This is a genomic window from Thermococcus kodakarensis KOD1 (assembly GCF_000009965.1).
GTDB lineage: Archaea > Methanobacteriota_B > Thermococci > Thermococcales > Thermococcaceae > Thermococcus > Thermococcus kodakarensis.
Map to the genome: position 1 here is coordinate 1,368,441 of NC_006624.1, position 24,525 is coordinate 1,392,965.

A 24,525-nucleotide genomic window follows, 5' to 3' on the forward strand; every position below is an offset into this window, starting at 1 on the left:
ATCACTGATCAGCCAGTGCCGGTGTCATCATAGCAAGGGAAATTGGCATAGCTTTTTAAATCCCTTTTCCAACGCGACGATATGAGCGAACTGGGGACGATACTGAGTTCAGCTTTACTCATGCTCATCATGATAGACCCGAGCGACAAGATACTCCTAGTTACGTTCCTCCGCGAAGACTTCCACATAGAGGACATAAAAGCCCTCATAATCAGGGCAAACCTCATCGGGTTCATTCTCCTGGCCAGCTTCGCCGTCGCCGGCCAGATAATCCTCCAGGAGATATTCCACATTGATATAAACGCCCTCAAGGTTGCGGGCGGTTTCGTCCTCTTCAAGATAGGCCTTGAGGCCCTCGAGGGCGGTGGCATGTTCACACTCAAGAGGGAAAAGGACATACTGGCTTTGGCGGCCGTTCCGGTGGCAATGCCCCTGATAGCTGGCCCGGCCGCGATAACCGCCGTAATAACAATGACGGCTGAGTACGGCTACTTCGTCTCCCTCACCGCAACGGCCATAGCAATTCTAATAGTCGCGATCTCAATGTTCATAGCCCTCTACATGATGAAATCCGTGAACAAGAGCTTCCTCAGCATAACCATCAGAATAATCGGTCTCTTCATCATGGCAATCGGCGCCCAGATGATGGTGGAAGGGGTCATAGGGATATACCTTCTGATGACCGGAGCGTAGTTTCTGATTTTCATTCAGCAACCCTTTTAACCTCCAAAACCCTCCTTCTGCCAGGTGTTGAAAATGGCGAGACTTGATAAAGTCAAGGGGACGAGAGACTTACTCCCCGAGGAAATGGCGAAGAGGAGATGGGTGTTTGAGAGAATAAGGGAAGTTTTCGAGGGCTTTAACTTCCAGGAAGTTCTAACACCAACGTTTGAATATACCGAGCTGTTCAAGCTGAGGAGTGGAGAGGAAGTCGTCAAACAGCTCTACGCCTTCCAAGACAAGGGCGGAAGGGACATCTCTCTAAGGCCGGACATGACATCAAGCGTCGCCCGGCTCTACGTGAACAGGTTCCAGAACGCGCCGAAGCCGATAAAGTGGTACTACATAGCGAATATGTTCCGCTATGAGGAACCGCAGAGCGGCCGTTATCGCGAGTTCTGGCAGGCGGGAGTGGAGCTGATAGGAAGTGACAGAGTGGAGGCCGATGCGGAGGTCATAGCCCTCTTCACCCAGAGCTACCTCGCGGTCGGCCTTGAGGACTTCACAGTGAACATCGGGGACAGAATCCTCCTCGACGAGTTCGCCAAGATGCTGGGCGTTGAGGACGATATCGGCCTTATGAGGCTCATCGACAAGAAGGACAAGATGAGCAGGGAAGAGTTCGTGGGGGCGCTCAGGGAGTTCGGGCTGAACGATGATGGCGTTGAGAAAGTCCTCTCGCTGATCGAGATTAAAGGTCTCCCCGATGAAGTCCTTCCAAAGGCTGAAGAGCTCTTCACGAGCGAGGAGGCGAAAGCCGAAATAAAGAGGCTCTACGAGCTCGTTGACCTTCTCGATGCCTACGGTGTCTCCAAGTGGGTAAGGATAGACCTCGGCATAGCCCGCGGTTTCGACTACTACACCAGCGTCGTCTTCGAGGCGATAGCCCCCAACGACCTCGGAATAGGCTCCATCGGTGGCGGCGGCCGCTACGACAACCTCATCGAGGTTTTTGGCGGGAAGCCAACCCCCGCAACCGGTTTTGCCATTGGCATCGAGAGACTCATCCCGATACTTGAATGGAAAGGCCTCCTCCCTGAGATCAAGCTCAGGCCGGACGTTTACGTTATTCCAATCGGAGATGATAGAGAGGTGAAGAAGACTGCCATAGAGATAACCCAGGGCCTCAGGGAAGCCACCGTGAGGGCGGATATTGAGCTTACTGGGAGAAAGCTCAGAAAAGCCCTCGACTACGCCGGAAAGCTCGGAGTCCCCTACGTGGTTTTAGTCGGCAAGAAAGACCTCGAAGCTGGAAAAGTGACCCTCAGGGATATGAAATCGGGCGAGCAGAAGAGCATAGAGAAGGAAAGAGCCGTTGAGGAAATCCTCAACATCTTGGGAGTTTAACATTTCCTAGCTTCTTTTCCCGTTTTACTGTTAATGGATTGTCCTTGTAAAAAACAAAATCAGGGACCCCTAACACTCCAGAAGTAGTTGATCACCTCCTCCGCGAGCTGTTTGGAGATTATCTTAACGCTAACCTCGTGGTTCCAGTGGAGGGCGGATTCACTCCAGTTGTGGCTTCCAAGGAAGACTATCCTGCCGTCGACAACGACAATCTTGGCGTGGAGGGTCGTTGATGGGGAGTCGTATGAAACGTCGATTCCATTGGACTTAAGGTAGTTATACGCTTCCCTGTTGGTATCTAGGCTGTTCTCCAGAAGAATGTGGACCTCAACGCCGCGGCGTCTGGCGCGGATCAGTGCGTTTATCAAATCGTTGGCCTCGTCCGACCAGTCGTCTGGGTCGTAGAGCATCGAGAACATCATTACGTATATTTCCTGCGTTGCGCCATCAATTGCCTCAATCGCCTCCTCGTAGTAATCACGCTCTATGAGGAGTTCAACACTTCCATCGGTGTAAGTCCTGTTGAGGACGTCATAGGTTTCATTGAGCTTCAGTCGGCACTCTTCCAGCTCCGAAGAAAGCTGGTCAGAGGTTACCCTACACTCCTTGAGCTCCTCTTGAGCGCTTTCAAGCTCTTTCTGGCAGTTCTCAAGTTTCAAACTGGTCGAGTTGCAGGTTGAGAGATGAGCCAGACACCCATTATACTCAGAAGTCAGGACGGCCAACCTGCTCTGGGTAACGTTGAGCGAATACTTCAAAAGGGAGGCGTTGCTGCGGCACTCCCTCAGGCTCGCGTTCAAAAGCTCTACCTTAGTTTTGAGGTCGGAGAGCTCTTTACTAAGATCGCTTGAGACGTTGCGGACACACTTTTCTTCCGAAACGGTTGCTACCGTGGTCCTTGATGCGGGTGAATAGTTAGAGGAGTTAGAATGAGTTCCAGGACTAGGGGTGCCCAAGCATCCAGCCGCTACCAAAACCAGCACCATCAAAACTGAAATTATTCCCCTCATAATGGGTCACTGCGGAAGAACTAGCTTAAAAGTATTTTTGTAGTCAGAGCTTCACCTTAAACTCCTTTGCCCTCCTTTTCATCCTCCAGGCTTCTAACTTTCTCACGAATGGACACCTTGAGCGCCATTTCAGGTAGAGGACTTTAAGTCTGCTCTTCATTCCGACCACCAGGTTTTTATTCATGGAAAGGTTTAAGCCATTAACGGTTTACGGGATGATGAGTCTGGAGCCCCCTGAGAGGTGAAGAGGTTTCGCGGGGCTGACCGGCATGATAAAAAGAAAGCTCTGCAGGGAGTACGTTGAGGAGATAGAGAGGCTTGAACGCTCAATAGTAGAGTTAGAAGAGCAGATAAACGAGCTGAAGATGCAGCTCCGCCTTAAAGTAGAGGAAGCCAACAGCCTCGCGATAGAGAACACGAGCCTCAGGCACAAACTTGACATGATGAAGAAAAGGGAAAAGTACCTCATTGAACTTCTCAAGAAATTTGGAGTCCCCTTTGTCATCGTTGACGAAGACGAGTTCGAGGACGTGGATATATCAGAATGAACCGATGATACGTTTTGCTCAAAAGCTCTTGAGACTATATCAGCTTCGATGATTCTCCAGTAGCAGAGTCAAACGGTTTGTGGTACCAAGATCGGTTTTCATAAACATCAACATCGGACAATATAACCAAGCCATATCCTCAGACAGTAAATTTTTTATGAAAATGTGCTTATCTTATAACTAAGGTGGTTAGTAAGTGTTGGGGCGGAAGAGGGTTCTAGTGATGCTCTTGATAACGATCATTGGCGTAAGCATCGTCTCACTAGTAGTTGCGATAACCTGGAGACTTAGCGAGGAGGAACCCCTCCGAATCTTTGGTTATGATGTTTACAAGTTTGAAGGCTCGGGCCACTACGCCATCTTCTACCCAATGCCAGACGGGACAATAAAACTCCTAAAAACCGGAAAAATCGGAATCTTCCCAACTTTTGTCAAGGTTCCCAGAAACGCGTGGCTAAAAGAGTACGCTAACAGAGAAAACACGCTAAAAGCCATGCCAACCCCGATAGTGATATTCGTGAACGATAAAGGATTGGGAATAGCAAGCCTCAAAGGAAGCAAAGTAAAACTCAAAGAACTAGAAATCCCGGAGATCTCAAAAATTACCACTGCATCAGCCCACTCCTGTCCCAAGGATTACATCCCCGAAGGATACCGCTACTGCATCCCAAAAAACCCCGAAAGAAACTGGATTAGAGTGATCACCTCAAAAACTGTAACAGAAAAAATATCCTTCCTCGGACTCAGAATAGACAACCACGTCCTAAAAGACATAGACTTCGATATGAGGCTATTCCTAAGCGAAGCCACGTACTCGCACTGGACCGCTGGCATCGACGTCGGACCAGTAACACTCACCACGACAAAATTCGGGGAGAGCTTCAAAGGAAAGGGCCTGAAGCTGGAGTACACCACCCCCCGCGAAGTCAATCCTCAAAGCTCTATGTGGTCTCGTTATGTGAATCTGGACGTCAAGTATGTGGTTACCGTATATGGTGTTCTCGCCTATGACCGTTATACTGGTAAATATACTGAAATGCCATTAATCCTCACTTACCCACTCGAAATACTCACCACGGGCAGCTACAAAATCTACGAAACCCCGGACGGCAGTCAAAAGTATGTTGAGTCCAAGCCGGGATCAACGTTCTACACTCCAAGCATAACCAGAGAACCGCACTATCTAGAGATTCCTGGCTCTGCAGATTCAGAGAGGATATTGATAAATCAAGGGGACGGTAGGGGGCTCATAATTGACGAGTGGCTCAACGAAAGCTGGCACCTTTCGAGTGAGTCTAGCTTTTCAATACCGATAGGGCCGGCCGCGGTTAAGGCCCTGGAAAAAGAGGGAGTACTGAAGAAATACCCGCAAGTCCGCAGAATCCTAAACAGCATATCACTAACCATCGGATTCCACAAAACAGCAAACCAAAGGTCAATGCTGATTTACCGCCTGCAGGCGACTCCGCGGGAGGACTGCTATGCCTTAAGGTACTATCAAAAACTGGACGTTGCCGAGGACTACAATAAGGTGAAAGTGCCAATGTTCCTGGTTACAGTGACGAATGGAAAATCACCCGGGTTCTGCGACCCGAGAACAGGCCTCTGCACAACCAGCACTGGATAATCAAGAAGCAGGCCAATGTGGCATTGTTTTCTGTTTTTATCCTTCTATACCTCGCCTGTTCTTTCTTCCTATGCACCTCAAGTTTCAGCCAGCCGGAACGGAAACCTTAATTAACTCCCCCTCTTTTTTAGGTTCAGCTAAATGAACGGGTGATGCTTATGAGCATGGACATGACAACTCGAATGTTCAAGGAAGAGGGATGGATAAGGAAGAAGTGCCCCAAGTGCGGTAAGTACTTCTGGACGCTCGACCCGGACAGGGAGACCTGCGGAGACCCGCCGTGTGACGAGTACCAGTTCATAGGAAAGCCCGGAATCCCGAAGAAGTACACACTCGACGAGATGCGCGAGAAGTTCCTGAGCTTCTTCGAAAAGCACGAGAGCTATCCCCACGGCAGGGTCAAGCGCTACCCCGTCCTTCCGCGCTGGAGGGACGATGTGCTCCTCGTCGGGGCTTCAATCATGGACTTCCAGCCCTGGGTCATAAGCGGCGAAGCTGATCCCCCCGCAAACCCGCTCACAATAAGCCAGCCCTCGATTCGCTTTACTGACATTGACAACGTCGGAATAACCGGAAGGCACTTCACGATATTCGAGATGATGGCCCACCACGCCTTCAACTACCCCGGCAAGCCGATATACTGGATGGACGAGACTGTCGAGCTAGCCTTCGAATTCTTCACCAAGGAGTTGAAGATGAAGCCAGAGGACATAACTTTCAAGGAGAACCCCTGGGCGGGTGGCGGAAACGCCGGGCCGGCATTCGAGGTTCTCTACCGCGGCCTTGAGGTGGCTACGCTCGTCTTCATGCAGTACAAGAAGGCCCCGGCCGATGCTGACCCGAGCCAGGTCGTTGAGATAAAGGGAGACTACTACGTCCCGATGGAGACGCGCGTAGTTGACACAGGCTATGGCCTTGAGAGGCTCGTCTGGATGAGCCACGGAACCCCAACGGCCTACGACGCGGTTCTCGGCTACGTCATTGAGCCGCTCAAGAAGATGGCTGGAGTTGAGAAGATAGACGAGCGCATCCTGATGGAGAACTCCAGGTTGGCTGGGATGTTCGACATCGAGGACATGGGCGACCTGCGCTATCTGAGAGAGCAGGTTGCCAAGCGCGTCGGCATAAGCGTCGAGGAGCTTGAGAAGGCCGTTAGACCCTACGAGCTGATCTATGCGATAGCCGACCACACAAAAGCCCTAACCTTTATGCTCGCCGACGGAGTTATCCCGTCCAACGTGAAAGCGGGTTACCTGGCGCGCCTGCTGATAAGGAAGAGCATAAGGCACCTCCGCGAGCTCGGCCTTGAGATTCCGCTCGCTGAGATAGTCGCCATGCACATCAAGGAGCTCTCTCCGACTTTCCCCGAGTTCAAGGAGATGGAGGATGTAATCCTCGATATAATCAACGTCGAGGAGAAGCGCTACGCCGAGACTCTCAGGCGCGGAAGCGACCTCGTGAAGAGGGAGATAGCCAAGCTCAAGAAGAAGGGCATCAACGAGCTCCCGCTGGAGAAGCTCATACTGTTCTACGAGAGCCACGGATTAACGCCGGAGATAGTTGCGGAGGTCGCGGAGAAGGAGGGCATAAAGGTTAACATCCCGGACAATTTCTACACCCTGGTGGCGAAGGAAGCCGAAAAGCAGGCCGAGAAGAAAGAGGCGGCGGAATATGTCGTAGACTTCGAGCTGGTCAAGGACTTACCAGACACGAGGACGCTCTACTACGAAGACCCGTTCATGAAGGAATTCGACGCGAGAGTCCTGAAGGTCATAGCCGACTGGGTTGTCCTCGACCAGACTGCCTTCTACCCGGAGGGCGGCGGTCAGCCCTACGACACAGGCGTTTTGGAAGTGAACGGTGAGAAAGTTAAGGTCACGAACGTCCAGAAGGTCGGAAAGGTCATTCTCCATAAGGTTGAGAAGCCGGAGCTCTTCAAGGAAGGTGTCACCGTCCACGGGAGGCTCGACTGGGACAGGAGAATACAGCATATGCGCCACCACACTGGAACCCACGTCCTTATGGGAGCGCTCGTTCGCGTATTAGGAAAGCACGTCTGGCAGGCTGGCTCACAGCTCCACACCGATTGGGCCAGGCTCGATATCTCCCACTACAAGCGCATCACCGAAGAGGAGCTGAGAGAGATTGAGAGGCTCGCCAACAGGGTCGTCATGGAGAACAGGAAGGTCACCTGGGAGTGGCTCCCGAGGACCGAGGCGGAGATGAAGTACGGTTTCAGACTCTACCAGGGCGGTGTCGTCCCGGGAAGGGTCATCAGGGTTCTCAAGATAGAGGACTGGGACGTCCAGGCCTGTGGTGGAACCCACCTGCCGAACACCGGCCTAATAGGTCCGATCAAGATACTCAGAACCGAGAGGATACAGGACGGTGTGGAGCGCATCATATTCGCGGCTGGAGAAGCCGCTATCAACTGGATGCAGGAAACCGAGAGGCTCCTCAAGAGGACGGCAGAGATATTCCGCGTCCCGCCCGAGAAGGTGCCAGAAACTGCCGAGAGGTTCTTTAACGAGTGGAAGGAGGCCAGGAAGGAAGTCGAGAAGCTCAGGAAAGAGCTTGCAAAGCTCCTCGTCTACGAACTCCAGGAGAAGGTCGAGAAAGTGGGTAACGTAGAGTTCATCGGAGCTGTAGTTGAAGGAACAATAGACGACCTCAGGGAGGCTGCCAACAGGCTCAGGAAGGAGAACCGCGTCGTCGTGCTGATAAGCAGGGAAGGTCACTTCGTGGTTGCTGTCGGAGACGGCCTCGACCTCAAGGCCGGAGAGCTGGCGAAGGTGATAACGAGCGTCGCCGGCGGTGGTGGAGGCGGAAGGAAGGAGCTCGCTCAGGGCAGGATAAAGAACCCGCTCAAGGCCGAGGAAGCGATTGAAGAGGTCAAGAAGATGCTTGGATGACTTTTATTTTTCTATGCCCCAAAATTTCTCCATTCTTGCCTTTTTCTTTTGAGAGCTTGTCCTTAAGGGCGGGAAGTCAACCCCCTACAGCCTACCCAAAGTTTCTGTATGCCTGTGTGATTTACATTCCAAATTTAATGATTCATGAATACAACTGAGTGAATTGTCATACCTTAACGTATAGTTTAACACCACAAGTTGCAAAAAGCATTATAAAAACAATAAAGTACAATAGAGTGCATATTGGTACGTTGAAATGGGAGGGTGCACAATGGAAGCCCAGACTCAAATGTTGATTGTTCTGGTTGGGTATCTTTTGTTTTTGATAAGCGTCGGTATCTACCAGGGCAGGAAGACCAAGAGCAGTAAAGACTTCGCCATAGCCGGCCGACAGTTGCCCGGATGGGTCGCCGCACTGTCAGAGCGCGCCACTGGAGAATCTGCATGGGCTCTTCTTGGACTACCAGGGTTTGCGTTCGCGGCGGGCCTGGCGGCAATCTGGCCAGCTATAGGCTGTGTCCTCGGAATCGTCGTCGCTTGGGTAATCTTCGCTCCCAGACTGAGAAGGGAGGCCGAAAAATACGACGCATCGACTTTCGTGGACTACATAGCGAAGAGACATCCCGACGCTGAAAAGTGGATAAGGATTCTCGGCAGTCTGACGATAGCGTTCTTCTTTTTCTTCTACGTCGGTGCACAGTTCATAGGCGGCGGAAAGACCCTAAATGCCCTCTTCGACATTGACCCCAAGATTGGAATGATCATCACAGCGATGATAATACTCCCGTACACGGTAGCGGGAGGCCTGAAGAGCGTTGCGTACACGGACACAATCCAGGCAATCGTCATGATAGTCACGCTCATCATCGCCCCAATAGTTGGAATCCACTACATCTCCACGCACCATGATGTCTTTGCTCACTCGGTTACTGAGGCGCTCAAAGCTTCCGGACCAGAATACTCAACGATACTCGGGGGACTCGCCGGGAGTGCGGCAATCATATTCGTGATAGCCGAGTTCTCCTGGTTCTTTGGATACCTCGGCGGAATGCCACAGCTCAGCATAAGATTCATGGCAATAAAGGATGAGGAAAACGCCAAGCTGGCCAGAAACGTCGGCGTTGCATGGACGATAATAGCCTACATAGGTGCCCTTCTAATCGGCTGGATCGGCATAGCGATCTTTGGGCCGAGCGGACTCGCGGATCAGGAGCAGGTTATGCCGGAGGTAATGCTCAAGCTCTTCCCGCCTGCCTTGGCGGCGGTCTTCATAACAGGCGCTGTAGCGGCCATGCTCTCCACTGCGGACTCTCTCCTCATCCTCGCGTCAACGGAGCTCTCCGAGAATTTCCTCAGGCCATTTGTGCTCGCCAAAGACATGGATCCACGCAGGGGCCTGACGATCTCCAGAATCACAACCATCGCACTCGGAATAATAGCCCTCATAATGGCCTTCATTGTTCCGTCGGACCTAATCTACACAATAGTCGGCTACACCTGGGCAGGAATCGGGGACACGTTCTCGGTCATAGTGATCCTGACTCTCTTCTGGAAGAAGTTCCACGGAAAGGCGGTCCCACCGACGATAATCGCAGGACTGCTCTTCACGGTATTCTGGGTCAGCTCGGGTCTCGATGCAAAGGTCTCAGCGAGGCTGATGACGTTCATAGTGACTGCCATCGTGGCCGTTGTTGCAACGTACGCCATAAAGCCTGAGAACACCCGGACAGGGGCATGAATTCCCCAACGTTTCTTTGCTTTTTCAAAAGTCAAAATGGGAAGGTCTGTACCCCCAAATTCTGAACTCAGTATGCCCTCCTGTAAATCTCCTCAAGATCCTCAACGCTCAGATTCCCCGGCGTGACGTCTATAACACCCTTCATCATCCTGTAGGCCGTTTCCGCCATCTTCGGAATGTCCTCCTCCTTCACGCCGAGCTCCCTGAGCTTCTTGTTGACTCCAAAGAGACTCTGGAAGTCGCGGAGCTTCTTGACCGCGAGCTCTGCAGCCTTTCTGTCGTTGCTCTCGTAGACCCCGAAAACCTCCCTGCCAACGATTGCAAGGCGCTCGTAGGCGTGATCGAGGATGTACTCGAACAGGTATGGCCCCAGGATGCACAGTCCCAACCCGTGGGGCACTTCGGGGTAGAACCCGCTGAGCCCGTGTTCGAGAGCGTGGTTCGCTATAACTCCCGTTAGGGTCTCGGTTATCCCCGCCTCGGTGCTCGCCCAGGCGAGCTGGGTTCTTGCTTCCAGGTCTTGGAGGTTTTCGTAGGCTATCGGGAGGTAGGTAACAACTCGTCTCATCGAGTCGAGGGCCAGGACGTCGGAGTATGGCTGGGCCCTGACGTTGAGGAAAGCTTCGATGGAGTGGTAGAAAGCGTCCATCGATGTGTAGACGGTCTGGTTCTGTGGCAGGGTTACCATGACCTCAGGGTCGACTATTGAAAACTTCGGAAAGAGGACATCGTACCCTATCCCCTGCTTCTCCTTCGTTTCAGGGTTGGTTATGACCGCGTAGGGGTCTGCCTCTGTGCCAGTCCCGTGGGTTGTGGGGATCGCCACTATCGGCAGCGCCCCGCTCGGCTTTTTTCCTCCGCCGACGGCCGGAACGTAGTCCCAGTACTTGCCCCCGCTCTTGGCGGTCATGGCTATTGCCTTGGCGCTGTCTATCGCGCTTCCGCCGCCGAGCCCCACGACGAAGTCCACATTCTCCCTCCTCGCGAGCTCAGCGGCTTCATCCACGTGGGTTGAAATCGGATTCGGAATGACTCTGTCGAAGACGATGCTCTCAACGCCCGCCTTCTTGAGAAGCTCCTGAACCCTGTAGAGGAGGCCAGTTTTCTTAGTGCTGCTCCTCCCCGTGACCATCAGGGCCTTTCCTGAAAGCCCGTGCCTTTCTAAAAGCTCGGGGAGCCTCTTTCTCCCAAAATTTTTGTTCGAGCTATCGCAAAGATTTTGAAGGAAGGGTAGAAAAAAGGAGGGGTGCCAAAAATTAAGGTCAAAACTCTGACCCGCCAGATTGTAGAGCTTTCAGAAAAGCTTGGTCTTCAGGCCGTTCCCGAATACAGAACTCCAGACGGCACGAGAATAGACGTTGCAATTCTCAACGGAGATGAGAAAATTCTCGCCATCGAGCTTGAAGCTTCCTTCAAGTGGTTTCCCCAAAGACTCCTCTACGACGTCGTTAAGGCACAGAGGGCGGGTTTCCCAGAGCTGTGGGTGGTAACTTCAATGCCCCAAAAGCCCGGCTGGATTGAGGGGTACGCAGAAGAGATTGGGATAAAACTCAAATTAATAAAGGAGAAAGAAGTCCTTCAGCTCTTCTCTTCCTTGCGGTACTTAATGTAGATGACATCTTCACTGTGCCAGAATGGGAGTTTATCGCCAGTTATTTTGATTTCTGGAGTTGCCCCTTCGTAGATCACTTTCTTGGTGAGATCCTCCGGAAGCTGAAAATGAACGTAAACTTCCTGAGGAGCGTCTCCCTTGTGAACCTTAACCTTGAACGTTGTCTCTCCCTTAAACTGCTCGGAACCATAGCGGACGAGGTAAGTGGTGCCCTCCGGGAACTCAATCTTAAGCTCGAAGTTGTCCACGTGCGGGCTAACCTTCATTGTGAACAGCCCAAAGCCGTCCTGGGTAACAAATGTAACGCTCTGGTTATCCACGTAAAAGACCTCCGTGTACTCTATACTGGCCGGTGGAAGCTGGGCGGTTTCAAAGGCATAAACCACCAGCGCTATTGTGATGACTGCCATGATGACGAGAGCTTTGTTCATAGTGGTCCCTCCAAATAGGTTACGCCCATTCCGTTATTAACCCTTTTGTGTAGGTTGTTACGCGCCATGATGAAGAAAATCAAAAATCAAAGGCCGGTCGGCTCGTCGATGAAAAATACATCCAGCCCGAACTTCTTCCCGAGGACTGGCATCAGGGCCTTAACGCCAAGGGTCTCCGTTTTGTAGTGGCCGGCAACGAGAACGCTCTGCGGCAGGTCAACGGCCGTTAGGTAGTCCGCGTGCCCAAACTCCCCTGTTATGAGCAGGTCGATTCCCTTTCTCCAGGCCTCTTCAAGGGCAAACGCCCCCGCCCCGCTGATTGCTCCAACGGTCTTTATCTCCCTCTTCCCGAACTCGTAGGCCCTAACCGTCGTGTCGAGCTTCTCCGCGACTATCTGCGCGATCTTCTCTATGGGCTGAGGCTCCTCAAACTCGCCCCAGAAGCCTATGGTCAGCCCCCTATACTCGCCAAAGGGCCCCTTCGGCTCCAGGCCAAGGAGTCTGAGCAGTTCCACGTTGTTCCCCACCTCTGGGTGGGCATCGAGGGGAAGATGGGCAACGTAGAGGTTCAGACCGTTCTCTATGAGAGCTTTCAGACGCCTGTAGTGCACCCCCGTTACGTACTCTAACCCGCCCCAGATCATGCCGTGGTGGACTACCATCATGTCAGCCCCGGCTTTAGCGGCGCGTTCTATGGTTCTGAGTGTAGTGTCAACGGTGAACGCTACCCTCTCAACTTCTTCATTCCCCTCAACCTGAAGGCCGTTGCTCGACTTGTCTGGGTAGGCAGATATGTTTAGGTACTCGTCGAGGAAAGAGACGAGTTCATCGCGGTTCATTCTGATCCCTCCAGGAGTTCTCTAATCCTGTCCTCATCTATAACCTTAACCCCCTCAGGGACGTGCTTGAAACTCTTACCAATCAGGAGATAGTGGGCTTCCCCCTTCCAGCCAGTCAGCTCTACATTCTTTCTGAGTTCTTCCACGAGTTTCTTCCCATTCTGGGCACGGTTTCTCCATTTGCACTCTCCGAATATTGCGCGCTTTCCGGTCTCGTCAAGGGCGACAACGTCTATTTCGTACACCTTCTTAACTCCGTCTTCCCTGTAATATCCCCAGTGTCTTCCGATGGTCGCTGGCCTGAAGGGCAGTTCCTCAAGGAGAACCAGCTCCCTGCAGGCGAAGTCAAACCTCTTGCCCATGTAATCGCCCAGCCCCTTTTTCACTTCTTCCCACACTTTCCTTCTCTCGAACTCGTACATGCTCAGCTTTGGCTGAACGAACCTGAACCAGAAAGCTATCAGCGGGTGGCTTATGTGGAGGATGCTCCTTTTCCCAAGAACTGCCCTGTCGTAGTCAACAAGTCTGAAATAGTAAACGAGCTCCCTGAGCTGTCTAGTCAGAGAAGTTTCGTCCCTGTTGAGATAGCCGGCTATTCCGCTTATCGAGGTGGCCCCGTTGGCTATGGCCTCCAAGATATCATAGTAAACCCCAGATCTCTTTCCGAACTCAAGGGAGAGCATCTTGGGCACTTCTTCGGCGAGAGGGGCGTATTCCTCGAAAAACAGCTCCCTCAGGATTTCCTCTGCGCTTCTCCCTTCCAGACCTTCATCCTCGATGGCCACCCAGTAGCGCGGAAAGCCCCCGAACACCGAGTGAACCTTAAAGAAATCGTCCAGCTTTACAATATCGAGTTCTCTCGCCATTTCGTAGCTCCCACGGATGTCCAGCGGCTTAAGGTGAATCTCACGCTTTATTCTCCCGTACAGGGGCTCCTTTGAATCCCTGAACAGCTTTTCGATCATCCCGATAGTTGAACCTGTAAAGATCAAGAGGAGGTTTTTCCTCTCCTCGTTCTCATCGATGAGCCTCTGAAGGGTAGGGTAAACCGAGGGCTCTACAAACCTGAAGTCCTGGAACTCGTCGAAGGCGACCACTCCTTCAAACCTCTCAAAGAGAACCTCAAAAAAATCGTCCCAGCTTTCTATTCTCTCCCTCTTCGTTATCACGCCCTTTTCCCGGAGGATGTTTTCGTATTCCCTGAGCAACCCTGTGCTTCCCTTCTCCCGATTAACGAAGAAATAAATGTCTTTCTCCCCTAAGAATTCTCTCAAGAGCCGCGTTTTGCCAACCCTTCTCAGACCGTAAATGGCTAGGGTGTAGAGCTTTTTTCTGCTCCTTTCCCTCGCTTTACGCAAGACCTCAAGCTCCCTCTCGCGGTCGATAAACCGCATTATATTCACCAACTGAATTATTCACTAACTGAATATAAACTTTTCCTCAATTCTGTCTCCAAACCCTTTTAAAACCGCCCCTCAAGTAGTGCCGAGAGGTGTTGGTATGGGCGAGATGAGAGACGGTGAGAAATTCAGGAGGGCAGTTGAGGAGATAGCGAGAGCCGTGTTAGCGGGTGAGATAAAGGATAGGGACGAGCTCAACCGCTACAAGATCATCGTGTCGCGGAAGTATCACCTTTCAAAGATTCCAGGCAACTCAGACATCCTGAAGGCCATTCCAGAGGAGGAGCGCGACAGATTTAGGGAACTCCTCAAGAGGAAGCCGACGAGAACCATCAGCGGAGTTGCCGTTGTGGCCATGATGACAAAGCCCTTCCCCTGCCCGCACGGCAGGTGCATCTACTGCCCGGGCGGGCCCTCAGTTGGTTCGCCGCAGAGCTACACCGGAAAGGAGCCTTCAGCACTGAGGGCGGTCCAGAGCGCTTACCATCCATACATCATCATGATGCGCAGGCTAAAACAGCTCACCGACATCGGCCATGACGTTGACAAGGTGGAAGTCATAATCCAGGGCGGAACTTTTCCGGCCGTTGACCTCGACTATCAGGAATGGTACGTTAAGTGCGCCTTCAAGGCCATGAACGACTTTCCGTACTTCAAGGACATAGAGAACCTTGAGGAGAAGCTCGTGAGGCTCATAGTTAAGGGCGACAAGTCTGTTTTCGAGGAAGACCCCGAGTTCAAGAGGGCCTGGGAGCTGACCCACAGGAAGCCCTACTACTACCTCGAAGACGAGCAGAGGAAGAACGAGAAGGCCAAGGTCAGGATGGTCGGCCTCACTATAGAGACCCGTCCCGACTGGGCCTTCGAGAGGCAGATAGACAGGATGCTCAAACTGGGAACGACAAGGGTCGAGCTCGGAGTTCAGACGGTATTCAACTTCATCCACGAGAGGACTAAGAGGGGTCACGGCGTTGAGGAGATAATAAAGGCCACCCAGTTGCTTCGCGATGCCGGCTTGAAGATAAACTACCACATAATGCCCGGCCTGCCGGGGAGTAACTTTGAGAGGGATCTGTACACCTTCAGGAAGATATTCGAAGATCCCCGCTTCCGCCCGGACATGCTGAAGATCTATCCAACCCTCGTTACCGCAGATGCTCCTCTTTACGCATGGTACAAGGCTGGCAAGTACAGGCCCTACACGACGGAGGAGGCCGTTGAGCTCCTCGTTGAGGCCTACAAGCTCTTCCCGAAGTGGGTTAGGGTTATGAGAATCCAGAGAGACATACCGGCTAAGCTCATCGTTGCGGGGGTTAAGCACTCAAACCTCGGCCAGCTCGTCTTCAACGAACTGATAAAGAGGGGAATACGGCCGAGGGAGATCCGCTTTAGGGAAGTCGGCCACATGATGCAGAAGTTCGGAGTCCAGCCCGAGGTTGAACACATAAAACTCCTCCGCGAGGACTACGACGCCGCTGGGGGAAGGGAGATATTCCTGAGTTTCGAAGACGTGAAGAACGACATACTGATAGGCTTTATCCGCCTCAGAATCCCGAGCGAGAAGGCTCACAGGAAGGAGATAAACTGCTGTCCGTCTGCCATAGTGAGGGAACTACACGTATACGGCCCGCTCGTGCCCATAGGTGGAAAGCCGAAGTACGAGTGGCAGCACCGCGGGTATGGCAGGGAGCTTCTAGCAGAGGCCGAGAGGATTGCTCGCGAGGAGTTCGAGGTCAAGAAGATGCTCGTCATCAGCGGCGTCGGTGTCAGAGAGTACTACAGGAAGTTCGGCTACAGGAAGAACGGACCGTACGTGGCGAAGAGACTCGACAAGGACTATGCTGAGTACAAAAAGAGCAAAGAGTTCGACGCACACCTGAACACCTAACTACCGGAGAGCATCTCCTCTTCCATTCTTTTAAGTTCTGCTTTTTTAACGGCCTCTTCGTGCTCTTTATCGCCCTTTATACCCCTGACGCGCTTTGACAGATTTAAGAGTGCCTCTTCGGGACCGTAGCAGATCAAAATGTCTCCTGGAAGAACTTGAGTGTCGCCTCGCGGTGCCCCCAAGTACTTCTCGCCCTCGGGGGTCTTCCTAAATATTCCAAGCACTAAAACTCCCTCTTTGTCCAGTTCAAGCTCTCTCAGCGTCTTGTTCGCCAGCCAGCTGTTTCTCTTAACCTGTATCCTTGAGATCGAATACCCCCTCGAGAGTCCAAGAAGCTGGTTGTAGTCGTAAACTTTGAGCTCTGGAAACCTCTTTTCAAGGAACCTCTTTATGACCCTCCTCATCCACCTCTCGACCCTCTTTGAGGTGAAGAAGACGTATAGGAAGACAAGACTAACAACGAGTATTACAAGGGAATTCAGGGCTTCCCCTCTGCTCTTTCCAACGAAAGTAAGGACGAGCGTCGCTATTGCCGAGGTTATTCCAGCGCTCCCAAGGAATATCAGAAGCCTGATAATCTTTCTCCTGACAGGATGGGAGACCACGTATTCGCTTTCACTCGTTGTGAACCCCGTGCCAGAATAGGCAGACTGTGCCTGAAAAGCTGCCACATCCCTGGATAGGCCCGTCAGCTCGAGGGCTATTGCGCCTATCCTGACGATTATTACAGAGAGCACAACCACGAGAATAAAGGAAAGCAGGGCAAACACTTTCCACATCACCCGCCTGCAGCTTTTGCCTCCGCCTCATGCTCGACCTTGGCAGCGAGGGCTATCGCTATGTAGTTGGCACCGGCCATTATAAGGTCTATGGATATGAACAGGCCAACCGCCCAGAGGCTGGACCACGGCCACTGGAGGACTATCAGCAGGCCCAGAAAGACAGTCAGAACTCCAGAGAGCACCATGAGTGCCCACTGGGAGACGTCCTTGTTCTGGAAGGCAACGGCAATCCTGAGAAAGCCTATGAACATCAGAGACAGGCCGAGGATAAGCGTGTATATTGCAGTCGCGAGGACGGGGTTTATCATTGCGAAGATTCCACCGAGGACATAGATGAGTCCCATTACGATGTGTAAGGTTCTGCTCTTCCACTCCCTAGCCTTTGTGATACCCTGAACCATCTGGAGAACTCCACCGACGACCATGAACGCTCCAAAGAGAGTTACACTGGTTATGCTGAGCAGGGGCAGAACCATCAGCCCGGCAACTCCAAGGGTTATGAATATCAGTCCAAGTCCGAGCATCCAGACCCAGTTCTTCCCGACTTCTCCGTACTTCATCTGACCACCTCCAGATTATTCTCACCAAAGGTTAATTTATTGGTTTAAAAATTTTTCTGTATTTGTGTTATCAAAATAGCAATAGTCTCGATGGAAATCTGCCTCGGATTATGTCTCAAAAAAGATGAAACCAAAAGCCGCCACAATTAGCGGCGGCCGTACTTCCGTAGAAGGATTCCCAGGAGCACCAGAGCACCAAGAATTACCGCTATACCGATGTATTCCGAGCCGCCACCCTTCGTAACAGTGACTCTGATCTTCTCCTCTGACTTGTCCTGGTCACTGACTGCTGAAATCTTGACAACGTAGTCCCCAGAATCAACGTTTGCGGGGACTGTAAACTTTACTGTGAACTCGGCCACTTCGTCCCTCCCTAGCTCTGACATCCTCTCAGGGGTGATTTGGGCCTTTGTTTTCCAGTCCTCTGGTAGCTCAACATTGAGTTTAACATTGGTGAGTGGACTCGTTCCAGTGTTGTAGACCCTAACATGGAGCTCGGCACTCTTTCCAGCTTCTATTTTCAGACTGTACTTGCCAGGGGATAGTGCTATTCCATAGCTGCCCGAGAGGGAGGCCGTGAAGTTTAAGATTTTCTCCTCGCCGCTTCCCAGGGAGGTGATTTTGAGCGCCGCGTGGTAGTCCCCGATTTCGGCGGTGTCGGGTGGGATCAAAACAACGTACAGCCGAGTATCCGAGCCGCTCTCGACGTACACGCTTCCCATGCCCCTTCTCGAACTCGGGTCGTCGGTCACAAGTGCCCCCCATCCCTCAGGAGCTTTCAAATCGAACGTGTATGTATCGTCGTTTTCCCCCAGGTTCTTCAAAACAACCTCGTAAACGAACACATCACCCAGAACTCCGCTCTTGGTTGGGCTAAGTGCATCGGCGGTAAAGTAGTAGGGGAGCTTTTTCAGCGAGACTTTCACTTCAACCTCAGAACCCGCGGTTACCCTGATCGTCCGCCTTACCGTATTGTACGCATCCTTCGTGACGATCAGAGTGTATTCCCCTTCGGGGGCTTCAATAACGGCGGTTCCATCGGAGAGCGTTCTGGCAGAGACAACGGTTTCGCCATCACGAAGGAGCTGAACAGAGGCCCCCGGGATGTAGTTTCCCGACTCGGGATCGAGTACCTTAACGGTCACTGTTCCATTCTCCCCAGCATGGCTTTTTGATACGTAGACTGATAGGGTAGTCCGCGCGTCTCCGGCGCCTACCTCAATGGGATACCAGCCAACCGAAGCGTTGCTAGGCACGCTGACGAGGAGCTCAACGGTGCTTTCTCCAGAGAGGTAAACTCCCCTAACGAAGTCACCCCCGGCCAGGAACTTCCCCTCCCATCCAGAAGGGAGGGTAACGTTGAGGGGCACCGTGACGGGTACCTTCGAAGAAAGAACGAGCGAAAACGAGACGTTCCTGCCCGCTTCAACTTCCTTAACGGGGTAAAGACAGGTTATCTCAACACCCCCACCAACTACAGTAACCCACAGAGTCAGCTCGGAGTCCCCCGCTTGGAGGACAACAGGGTACTTCCCAGGACGGGAGGGAGGCCTCAAAACAACCGAGACCTCAGCGGTCTCGCCGCTCTTGAGGTACACCCCATCAACTTCCGAGTTGCCGGCCAGAACTTTCGCATCCCACCCCCTCGGAGCTGTTACGACCACCGGAACGAACCCTTCCTGGCCGAGGTTCCGTACCCGAACGGTAAACACGACATCCTCCCCTGGCTGAGTAATCTTGCTGGGAAACCTGCTCTCAAGCTGGATGTTGGATGGTTGCTCCCCCATGCTGATGTTTTCCCCATAGAGGACAAGCAGCACTGAACTCTCAGAAAAGCTCAAGCTACCCACTGTCAGGTTTATCCCCTTCACTACCTCGATGGTGTCTCCATAGGAAAGCACGTGAGTAGTCCCCTTGACCTGTACTGCCACCCGCCCGTCCTCTGAAAAGTCTAGGAACCGAACCGTAACCCCGTTCACGGATATACTCTGGCCAGTATGCAGGACAATGGTAAAGGTCTCTGCCGAGGCCAGAGCCGAAGTGGCAAGCAACACTGCAAAAAAGACGATAAAGATGCGCCTCATGGCGATCACCTGATCTCAGCCCTCACGAAGCCCAGGTATGCAATAACCGTCCAGAGCACGAGGTATGCCACCATCATTCCGAGCTCCTTCTTGACGAAGGACAGGCTCTCTGAGAGGCTGTAGCTCGGGGGCTCCTCTTCATCAAAGTCTCTATCGTAATAAACGAACCAATCCTCAGAGCCCTTCTCTGGGTTGAGAACGTACTCAGACACCTGGTCGAAGTCATATTCAGGCGATATTATCTGAACGTACTCTATAGTTTTCCAGTACTTTTTGCTCCACTCCTCAATTTTTTGGCTGTACTCCTCCTGCAGTACCTCCATCTTTTTCTGAATATCCTCCATCTTTGCCATGTCTTCGGGGGTCACATTTTCACTGCTGAATATGCGCTCCATTTCCTCGTAGTAAGCCCTCAGCTCCTCAGGCTCCTGCGGCCTTGGACCGGCGACGCCGTAGGCAACGAGCTCCGCCACGGGGAGGGTTAAAGTGGTGAGAATTAAAAAGGCCACTAAGGCGTACATGAGGGCGCTGCCACTTGAGCTGGAGTGGGCCGAAAACGCCACCCCCATTGTGAAAAAGACCATGAAGTAGAGGTACATTACGAGGAAGTACATCACCATCCTAGCGTAGCTGTCGATAGTAACGCCTATCCACAGGAGAAGCCCGGTCATTATGAGGGCAGTTATGAGGACGGAGACCGCCAGCGTTATAGCCCCCCCAAGTATCTTCCCCAGTATCACCTGGTCTCTGAAGACGGGATGCCCCATCAGAACGTTCATGGTTCTGTTCTCCTTCTCCTTCGTCACGGCGTCGAAGCCGAGGGCTAGGGCAAAGATCCCTCCAACGGAGCCGATAAGGTAGTTGACGCCCCAGAGGACGTGGTACACCTTGGGAGCTTCATCATCCCCGCCCGGCATGTACATTCCGTACAGGTCCAGTTTAACCAGGATCAGGGACAGTACGACTACTGCAAGAAGGAAACCGAACACTACAAAGAACCTTTTACTCGTTAGATTATCTCTAAACTCTTTTTCAGCAATAGCACCGATCATAGATTCTTCCCCCCATAAACAAGCTCCATGAACACATCCTCCAGGGTGGGTTCCTGGAGGTGAACGTCGAGAACCGTGTACCCGGCGCTCTCCAACATCCTGAGGAGCTCAACCCTGATGTCCCTCTCAGAATAAACCACAAGGCGGTTCTGACCCTCGAGCCTAAGGTCCGCTGCGTCGAGATCAAGCGAGCCAACGTCAATCGGCTCCACTGTCTCGGCGACTATCATGTACCTTCCCTCAATGAACTTGCGCTTTATCTCGTCCTGACTGCCGCTGATCAGGAGCTTCCCCTTGGAGATTATGCCTATCTCATCGCTTATGATCTCTACTTCAGAGAGGATGTGACTTGAAAACAGGATCGTCTTCCCATCTTTCTTCAGATCCCTGAGAACGTCTCTGAGCTCAACTACGCCCCTAGGATCGAGTCCGTTGGTCGGTTCGTCAAGGAACAGGACCAGTGGATCATTTATGAGGGCCTGAGCGAGAAGGAGTCTCTGCTTCATTCCTGTTGAAAAGCTTCCAACCTTTTTGTCCGCGACATCCTTAAGTCCAACGAGCTCCAGAAGCTCCCTGGCACGCTTCTCTGCCTCGGATTTGGGCATCCTGTAGAACTTGGCGAAATAAAGCAGATTATCAAGGGCGCTCATGTTGGGGTACAAGCTACCCTCACCAGGCATGTAACCGCTTATCCTCTTAACTTCCACAGGGTTCTCCTGAACATTTATGCCGTTGACGTACGCCTCCCCCTTTGTAGGCTGAATTAGTCCCAGGAACATCAGTATGGTCGTCGTCTTTCCGGCGCCGTTGGGCCCAAGGAAGCCGAAGATCGTTCCTTTTTTGACCGCGAGGTTCAGCCCATCAACGGCGACGGTGTCTCCATAAACCTTCGTCAAACCCCTTGCCTCAATCATGTTCATACTATCCACCATCAATCAGTAACAACTTACAGTTATAAATTTTTTGACTGAAATAGACACGTATTAGTTGATATTGATGAATATTAAATCCAATAGGTAAGGACAAGTTTTTAAGGCACATCCATGAATGGGGAGCCATGCGCTTTAAACCCAAGCCATTTACAGAACCGGTTGGCTTCCGCTGTCTCTACTGCCTCGACTGCTGCAGGGGGAGGCACGTCTACCTGACGCTAAAGGACATCGAAAGGATCGCCAGGACTGGGAAAGACCCACAGGACTTCGTGACTTTCTCCATTGAAGGCGAAAAAATCCGCTTCGTGCTCTCCGTTAGGGAGTGGGACTTAGGCTGCGTCTTCCACGACCCCGAAACCGGAAAGTGTACTATTCATAAGGCCAGACCCCTTATCTGCAGGATTTATCCATTCATGGTGTCGAAAAAGCCGCTCGGCGTTGAAGGGGAGAAGTCCTTTGAATACAGGGGAGAAAGGCTCTGGCTATACTACGACGAGAGCTGTCCGGGAGTAAACGCAGAAGAGCCAGAAACCACGATAACGCCGGAGGAGATAGCGGAGCTCGGGCTAGAGTTCGAAAAGGAGCTGGAAGAGACTGATATGGACGGTTTAGCCGAACTTCTTGAGAGGCTGTGAACGCTCACGTTTTTAAGTACCCCGCCTAAATTTCCCCGATGACCCAGGAAGAACTCCGCTACCGGCGTGCCTCATCATGGGAGTACGACCTCATCCTCCGTGAGGCGGAAAAGTATGGCGAGCTTAGACATCACTTCTTTGCAGTAGTTGAGGGCAAGTTCCGTGACGTTTATGCTGTGAATGAGAGGGTGTGGAGAGAGATAGAGAGCCTGGATCTCAAGCCCTACGCCTACGGAACTTTCGTCGGCACGATAAAGGTCGATAAAAACCTCGTCGAGAAGTTCTATCCAAACATAGAGTTCTTCTACTTCGTAGATGTGCAGAAGAACTACGCAGTTCTAAGCCCAAAGGCGGGCTTTCTCTTCACGACCGGAAAGGACGTGCCTAAGAGAGGTGTAAGGAAGTATGACTGGCAGGGCACCAAAAAGCTCGTGATTTACGACGAAAACGGGATAATCCTTGGAATAGGCAGAATAAATCCAGGGAGCAGAAATAAGTTCATTCTCAACGTCACCGACATCGGGGAGTTTTTGAGGAGAAAGAGGTAACTTATCACCCTCATTTTTAGAATCTGTTCTCCCGATAAAACATCACTGTTTACTAAAAATTTTTATAAAATTTAGATACTATTAAAAAGTGTCAAAACCTCAAGAAAGGTGATACATGTGAAAAAACCCATAAGATTAAGTTTGGTCCTCCTCCTAGTGAGTTTGATTTCAGCGGCCGGCGCGTCCGCTTGGGTCTCAAAGCCCACCGTTCTATCGTCAGAATGCCAAAGAATGTATGACCACGACACAGATACCCCCCAGTGGGGCCAAGATGAGTGGGTCTGGGCAGGTGTCTCCGGATGGCTGATCATATGCAACGGGAGGATAACCGTAGACACCCCAACCGTGAAACACGTCGCGTACTGGTCCAGCGTCACCGTTGACAGATCCCGCGTCCAGGAGTACACGGGAGCGAAAATATCCTTTACCAGAATACCCTACGAGAGGCACAACGGCGAAACCGGTGGGGCACTTGCACTGATTCCCCACTTTTATAAACGTTGAACCCAGGTGACGCCGCGTGCGGGCTAAAATCATTTTCGTTCTTTTGTTTTTGATTCTCGCGGAGACGGCCACTGTGTCCGCCGCCCCGGCCTGGCTTAAATCCGGAACCTACGTGACCTATGCAGTTATCGTTCCGAAGGACGCGAGGTTCGGGACAAACAGCGTTATGATCAAGCTCAACATGCTCAACGGACGCTCCTTCGAGGCGCTTTATCCTTACCTCACCTGGACGATGGAGAGGAACGTCTCAAGGGATGAGAACTACGTCACCGCACTCTGGCCGATGGGAACTTCTTACCTGACCTTCGAGATCCTCTCCGTGAACAACGACACCGCCAAAATCCTCGTCACACTTGAACTCCACGATGTCGTTGTTGAAAGGCCCGACCTCGCGAACGCTAGCAAGCTCGTGCTCTCAGAGGTTCTCACTCTCGACCTGAAAAACGGGATGTACATGCAAAACGGCACACCCGTTGCCAGGCCGAGCTTTTTCATAGACCCATCCAATCCACCCAAACCAGGCGCACTCCTGTTGAACGTCACCGTCCCGGAAGGGGGAGTCTGGGTAATGAGAATCAAAAACCTAAGTTACTCCCGCTACCGGGACGTTGAGGTTTTGACGCACCTGCGCACGTTTAATCCCCCCTTTATCTACCTCGAATCCGACGTGGTGAGGTTCAACCTCCACGGCCCGGACTACAGCTTCTCGGGGGGTACGGGCTTCTCTGCCCTCTACGACCCCCCAACGGCCTGATGATAGCGTCCGACATGTTCTCAACTCCTCCTGAGCTAGTTCTAATGGGCGTGATCAGTTCCACGATGGAGGACGTGAACGCCTCGCGGGCCCTCCGCAGGTTTCTTGCCGAAGGCTCAAACAAACGATGGCTCCAGGGCTGGAACCTCTACGCGACCAACGTGGAGTTTCAGGATGAACATCCCTTCGAGAGACCCAACAGTCCCTTCGTATACTACCTCGTTCTTCTGGCCATTATAGCCCTCGCAGTCGGTATCAGGGACTTCTGGAGGTGGGTTCGATGAAAATCCTCTGCTGGGAGCTCGAAGACCCGCTCAACCTAACGGCTTTTGCCTTCGGCTTCCTGCTCATCGGAACTTCCCTCTTCATCCGGGGAATCAGGGTCTCGACCCATTTCATAGCCTCCCCACCGAGCGAGGACATCATCAGGGCTTCTTCCTGGAGAGCCATGGGCATCACCGTTCCCCTCCTGTCCGATGAGGTTTACACCACCTTCATGCTAACTGCGGTTCTCCTATCATCGCTCGTCCTGCGGAACGACAGGACACACGCTTTGCTCTCTCGCTCTACTCCTTACCCGTAGGGAGAAAGAAACTTGTTCT

General features: G+C 52.2%; 26 protein-coding genes. 15 read left to right on the forward strand and 11 right to left on the reverse strand.

Annotated features, from left to right (window positions below; genetic code table 11):
• The first annotated feature begins 81 nt into the window (after positions 1 to 81).
• Positions 82 to 693, forward strand: a complete 612-nt coding sequence (locus tag TK_RS07795; RefSeq protein WP_011250512.1) for a MarC family protein — start codon at positions 82 to 84, stop codon at positions 691 to 693.
• A 63-nt stretch (positions 694 to 756) separates the two neighbouring features.
• Positions 757 to 2,067 carry a histidine--tRNA ligase gene (hisS, locus tag TK_RS07800; RefSeq protein ID WP_011250513.1) on the forward strand — a complete coding sequence of 437 codons (1,311 nt, stop codon included), beginning with the start codon at positions 757 to 759 and terminating at the stop codon, positions 2,065 to 2,067.
• A gap of 59 nt (positions 2,068 to 2,126) precedes the next feature.
• Here hisS and TK_RS11835 read toward each other — a convergent pair whose 3' ends face one another.
• Both TK_RS11835 and TK_RS12305 read right to left on the reverse strand, forming a co-directional pair.
• Positions 2,127 to 3,077: a phospholipase D-like domain-containing protein gene (locus TK_RS11835; protein WP_011250514.1), complete on the reverse strand. Its 951-nt coding sequence runs from the start codon at positions 3,075 to 3,077 to the stop codon at positions 2,127 to 2,129.
• Positions 3,078 to 3,120: 43 nt separating this feature from the next.
• Positions 3,121 to 3,246, reverse strand: a complete 126-nt coding sequence (locus TK_RS12305; protein ID WP_269763431.1) for a hypothetical protein — start codon at positions 3,244 to 3,246, stop codon at positions 3,121 to 3,123.
• 100 nt (positions 3,247 to 3,346) lie between these two features.
• Between TK_RS12305 and TK_RS07810 the strand changes: the two genes are divergently transcribed.
• The 4 genes from TK_RS07810 to TK_RS07825 all read left to right on the forward strand — a co-directional run bounded on the left by TK_RS07810 (position 3,347) and on the right by TK_RS07825 (position 9,902).
• A complete protein-coding gene (locus tag TK_RS07810) occupies positions 3,347 to 3,625 on the forward strand; it encodes a hypothetical protein (protein ID WP_011250516.1) in 279 nt (92 codons plus the stop codon).
• Between the two features lie 223 nt (positions 3,626 to 3,848).
• Positions 3,849 to 5,252: a hypothetical protein gene (locus TK_RS07815; RefSeq protein ID WP_048053736.1), complete on the forward strand. Its 1,404-nt coding sequence runs from the start codon at positions 3,849 to 3,851 to the stop codon at positions 5,250 to 5,252.
• Between the two features lie 158 nt (positions 5,253 to 5,410).
• Positions 5,411 to 8,164, forward strand: coding sequence for an alanine--tRNA ligase (alaS, locus tag TK_RS07820; protein WP_011250518.1), 2,754 nt, complete (start codon positions 5,411 to 5,413; stop codon positions 8,162 to 8,164).
• Positions 8,165 to 8,435: 271 nt separating this feature from the next.
• On the forward strand, positions 8,436 to 9,902 hold the full coding sequence (locus tag TK_RS07825) for a sodium/proline symporter (RefSeq protein ID WP_011250519.1): 1,467 nt from the start codon (positions 8,436 to 8,438) through the stop codon (positions 9,900 to 9,902).
• Positions 9,903 to 9,969: 67 nt separating this feature from the next.
• On the opposite strand, the gene TK_RS07830 is transcribed toward TK_RS07825, so the two are convergent.
• Positions 9,970 to 11,034 (reverse strand): iron-containing alcohol dehydrogenase, encoded by a 1,065-nt coding sequence (locus TK_RS07830; RefSeq protein ID WP_011250520.1) that lies wholly within the window; start codon positions 11,032 to 11,034, stop codon positions 9,970 to 9,972.
• A 114-nt stretch (positions 11,035 to 11,148) separates the two neighbouring features.
• Between TK_RS07830 and TK_RS07835 the strand changes: the two genes are divergently transcribed.
• Positions 11,149 to 11,514: a hypothetical protein gene (locus tag TK_RS07835; protein WP_011250521.1), complete on the forward strand. Its 366-nt coding sequence runs from the start codon at positions 11,149 to 11,151 to the stop codon at positions 11,512 to 11,514.
• On the opposite strand, the gene TK_RS07840 is transcribed toward TK_RS07835, so the two are convergent.
• The 3 genes from TK_RS07840 to TK_RS07850 form a co-directional block, all read right to left on the reverse strand.
• The gene (locus TK_RS07840; protein WP_011250522.1) at positions 11,481 to 11,945 is read right to left on the reverse strand and encodes a hypothetical protein; all 465 of its coding nucleotides are present in this window, start codon (positions 11,943 to 11,945) and stop codon (positions 11,481 to 11,483) included. The genes TK_RS07835 and TK_RS07840 overlap by 34 nt on opposite strands.
• An 86-nt stretch (positions 11,946 to 12,031) precedes the next feature.
• Positions 12,032 to 12,784: a Nif3-like dinuclear metal center hexameric protein gene (locus TK_RS07845; RefSeq protein WP_011250523.1), complete on the reverse strand. Its 753-nt coding sequence runs from the start codon at positions 12,782 to 12,784 to the stop codon at positions 12,032 to 12,034.
• The gene (locus tag TK_RS07850) at positions 12,781 to 14,178 is read right to left on the reverse strand and encodes an ATP-binding protein (protein WP_011250524.1); all 1,398 of its coding nucleotides are present in this window, start codon (positions 14,176 to 14,178) and stop codon (positions 12,781 to 12,783) included. Before TK_RS07850 ends, TK_RS07845 begins: the two co-directional genes overlap by 4 nt.
• Before the next feature lie 106 nt (positions 14,179 to 14,284).
• Between TK_RS07850 and TK_RS07855 the strand changes: the two genes are divergently transcribed.
• Positions 14,285 to 16,072 (forward strand): tRNA uridine(34) 5-carboxymethylaminomethyl modification radical SAM/GNAT enzyme Elp3, encoded by a 1,788-nt coding sequence (locus TK_RS07855; protein ID WP_011250525.1) that lies wholly within the window; start codon positions 14,285 to 14,287, stop codon positions 16,070 to 16,072.
• On the opposite strand, the gene TK_RS12370 is transcribed toward TK_RS07855, so the two are convergent.
• A complete protein-coding gene (locus tag TK_RS12370; RefSeq protein ID WP_394295109.1) occupies positions 16,069 to 16,476 on the reverse strand; it encodes a potassium channel family protein in 408 nt (135 codons plus the stop codon). The genes TK_RS07855 and TK_RS12370 overlap by 4 nt on opposite strands.
• Between TK_RS12370 and TK_RS12375 the strand changes: the two genes are divergently transcribed.
• On the forward strand, positions 16,463 to 16,717 hold the full coding sequence (locus tag TK_RS12375) for a hypothetical protein (protein WP_394295110.1): 255 nt from the start codon (positions 16,463 to 16,465) through the stop codon (positions 16,715 to 16,717). The genes TK_RS12370 and TK_RS12375 overlap by 14 nt on opposite strands.
• Positions 16,718 to 16,850: 133 nt before the next feature.
• Here the strand turns inward: TK_RS12375 and TK_RS07865 are convergent, their stop codons facing one another.
• The 4 genes from TK_RS07865 to TK_RS07880 all read right to left on the reverse strand — a co-directional run bounded on the left by TK_RS07865 (position 16,851) and on the right by TK_RS07880 (position 21,470).
• Entirely contained in the window at positions 16,851 to 17,414 is a 564-nt protein-coding gene (locus TK_RS07865) for an HdeD family acid-resistance protein (RefSeq protein ID WP_011250527.1), read from the reverse strand.
• 146 nt (positions 17,415 to 17,560) lie between these two features.
• Entirely contained in the window at positions 17,561 to 19,498 is a 1,938-nt protein-coding gene (locus tag TK_RS07870; RefSeq protein ID WP_011250528.1) for a COG1470 family protein, read from the reverse strand.
• A 5-nt stretch (positions 19,499 to 19,503) separates the two neighbouring features.
• Complete coding sequence (locus tag TK_RS07875) at positions 19,504 to 20,550, reverse strand: ABC transporter permease (RefSeq protein ID WP_011250529.1); 1,047 nt, start codon at positions 20,548 to 20,550, stop codon at positions 19,504 to 19,506.
• Positions 20,547 to 21,470 carry an ABC transporter ATP-binding protein gene (locus TK_RS07880; protein WP_011250530.1) on the reverse strand — a complete coding sequence of 308 codons (924 nt, stop codon included), beginning with the start codon at positions 21,468 to 21,470 and terminating at the stop codon, positions 20,547 to 20,549. The genes TK_RS07875 and TK_RS07880 overlap by 4 nt, the downstream gene beginning before the upstream one ends.
• 137 nt (positions 21,471 to 21,607) lie before the next feature.
• Here TK_RS07880 and TK_RS07885 point away from each other — a divergent pair, with 137 nt between their 5' ends.
• From TK_RS07885 to TK_RS07910, 6 genes are all read left to right on the forward strand, one after another.
• Positions 21,608 to 22,117, forward strand: coding sequence for a YkgJ family cysteine cluster protein (locus TK_RS07885; RefSeq protein WP_011250531.1), 510 nt, complete (start codon positions 21,608 to 21,610; stop codon positions 22,115 to 22,117).
• Between the two features lie 38 nt (positions 22,118 to 22,155).
• On the forward strand, positions 22,156 to 22,665 hold the full coding sequence (locus TK_RS07890; RefSeq protein ID WP_011250532.1) for a PUA domain-containing protein: 510 nt from the start codon (positions 22,156 to 22,158) through the stop codon (positions 22,663 to 22,665).
• A 231-nt stretch (positions 22,666 to 22,896) separates the two neighbouring features.
• On the forward strand, positions 22,897 to 23,169 hold the full coding sequence (locus TK_RS07895; RefSeq protein WP_143598703.1) for a hypothetical protein: 273 nt from the start codon (positions 22,897 to 22,899) through the stop codon (positions 23,167 to 23,169).
• Positions 23,170 to 23,185: 16 nt separating this feature from the next.
• Entirely contained in the window at positions 23,186 to 23,923 is a 738-nt protein-coding gene (locus TK_RS07900; protein WP_011250534.1) for a hypothetical protein, read from the forward strand.
• 44 nt (positions 23,924 to 23,967) lie between these two features.
• Positions 23,968 to 24,207 (forward strand): hypothetical protein, encoded by a 240-nt coding sequence (locus tag TK_RS07905; RefSeq protein WP_143598704.1) that lies wholly within the window; start codon positions 23,968 to 23,970, stop codon positions 24,205 to 24,207.
• The gene (locus TK_RS07910; protein ID WP_011250536.1) at positions 24,204 to 24,506 is read left to right on the forward strand and encodes a hypothetical protein; all 303 of its coding nucleotides are present in this window, start codon (positions 24,204 to 24,206) and stop codon (positions 24,504 to 24,506) included. Before TK_RS07905 ends, TK_RS07910 begins: the two co-directional genes overlap by 4 nt.
• The last annotated feature ends 19 nt before the right edge of the window (positions 24,507 to 24,525 follow it).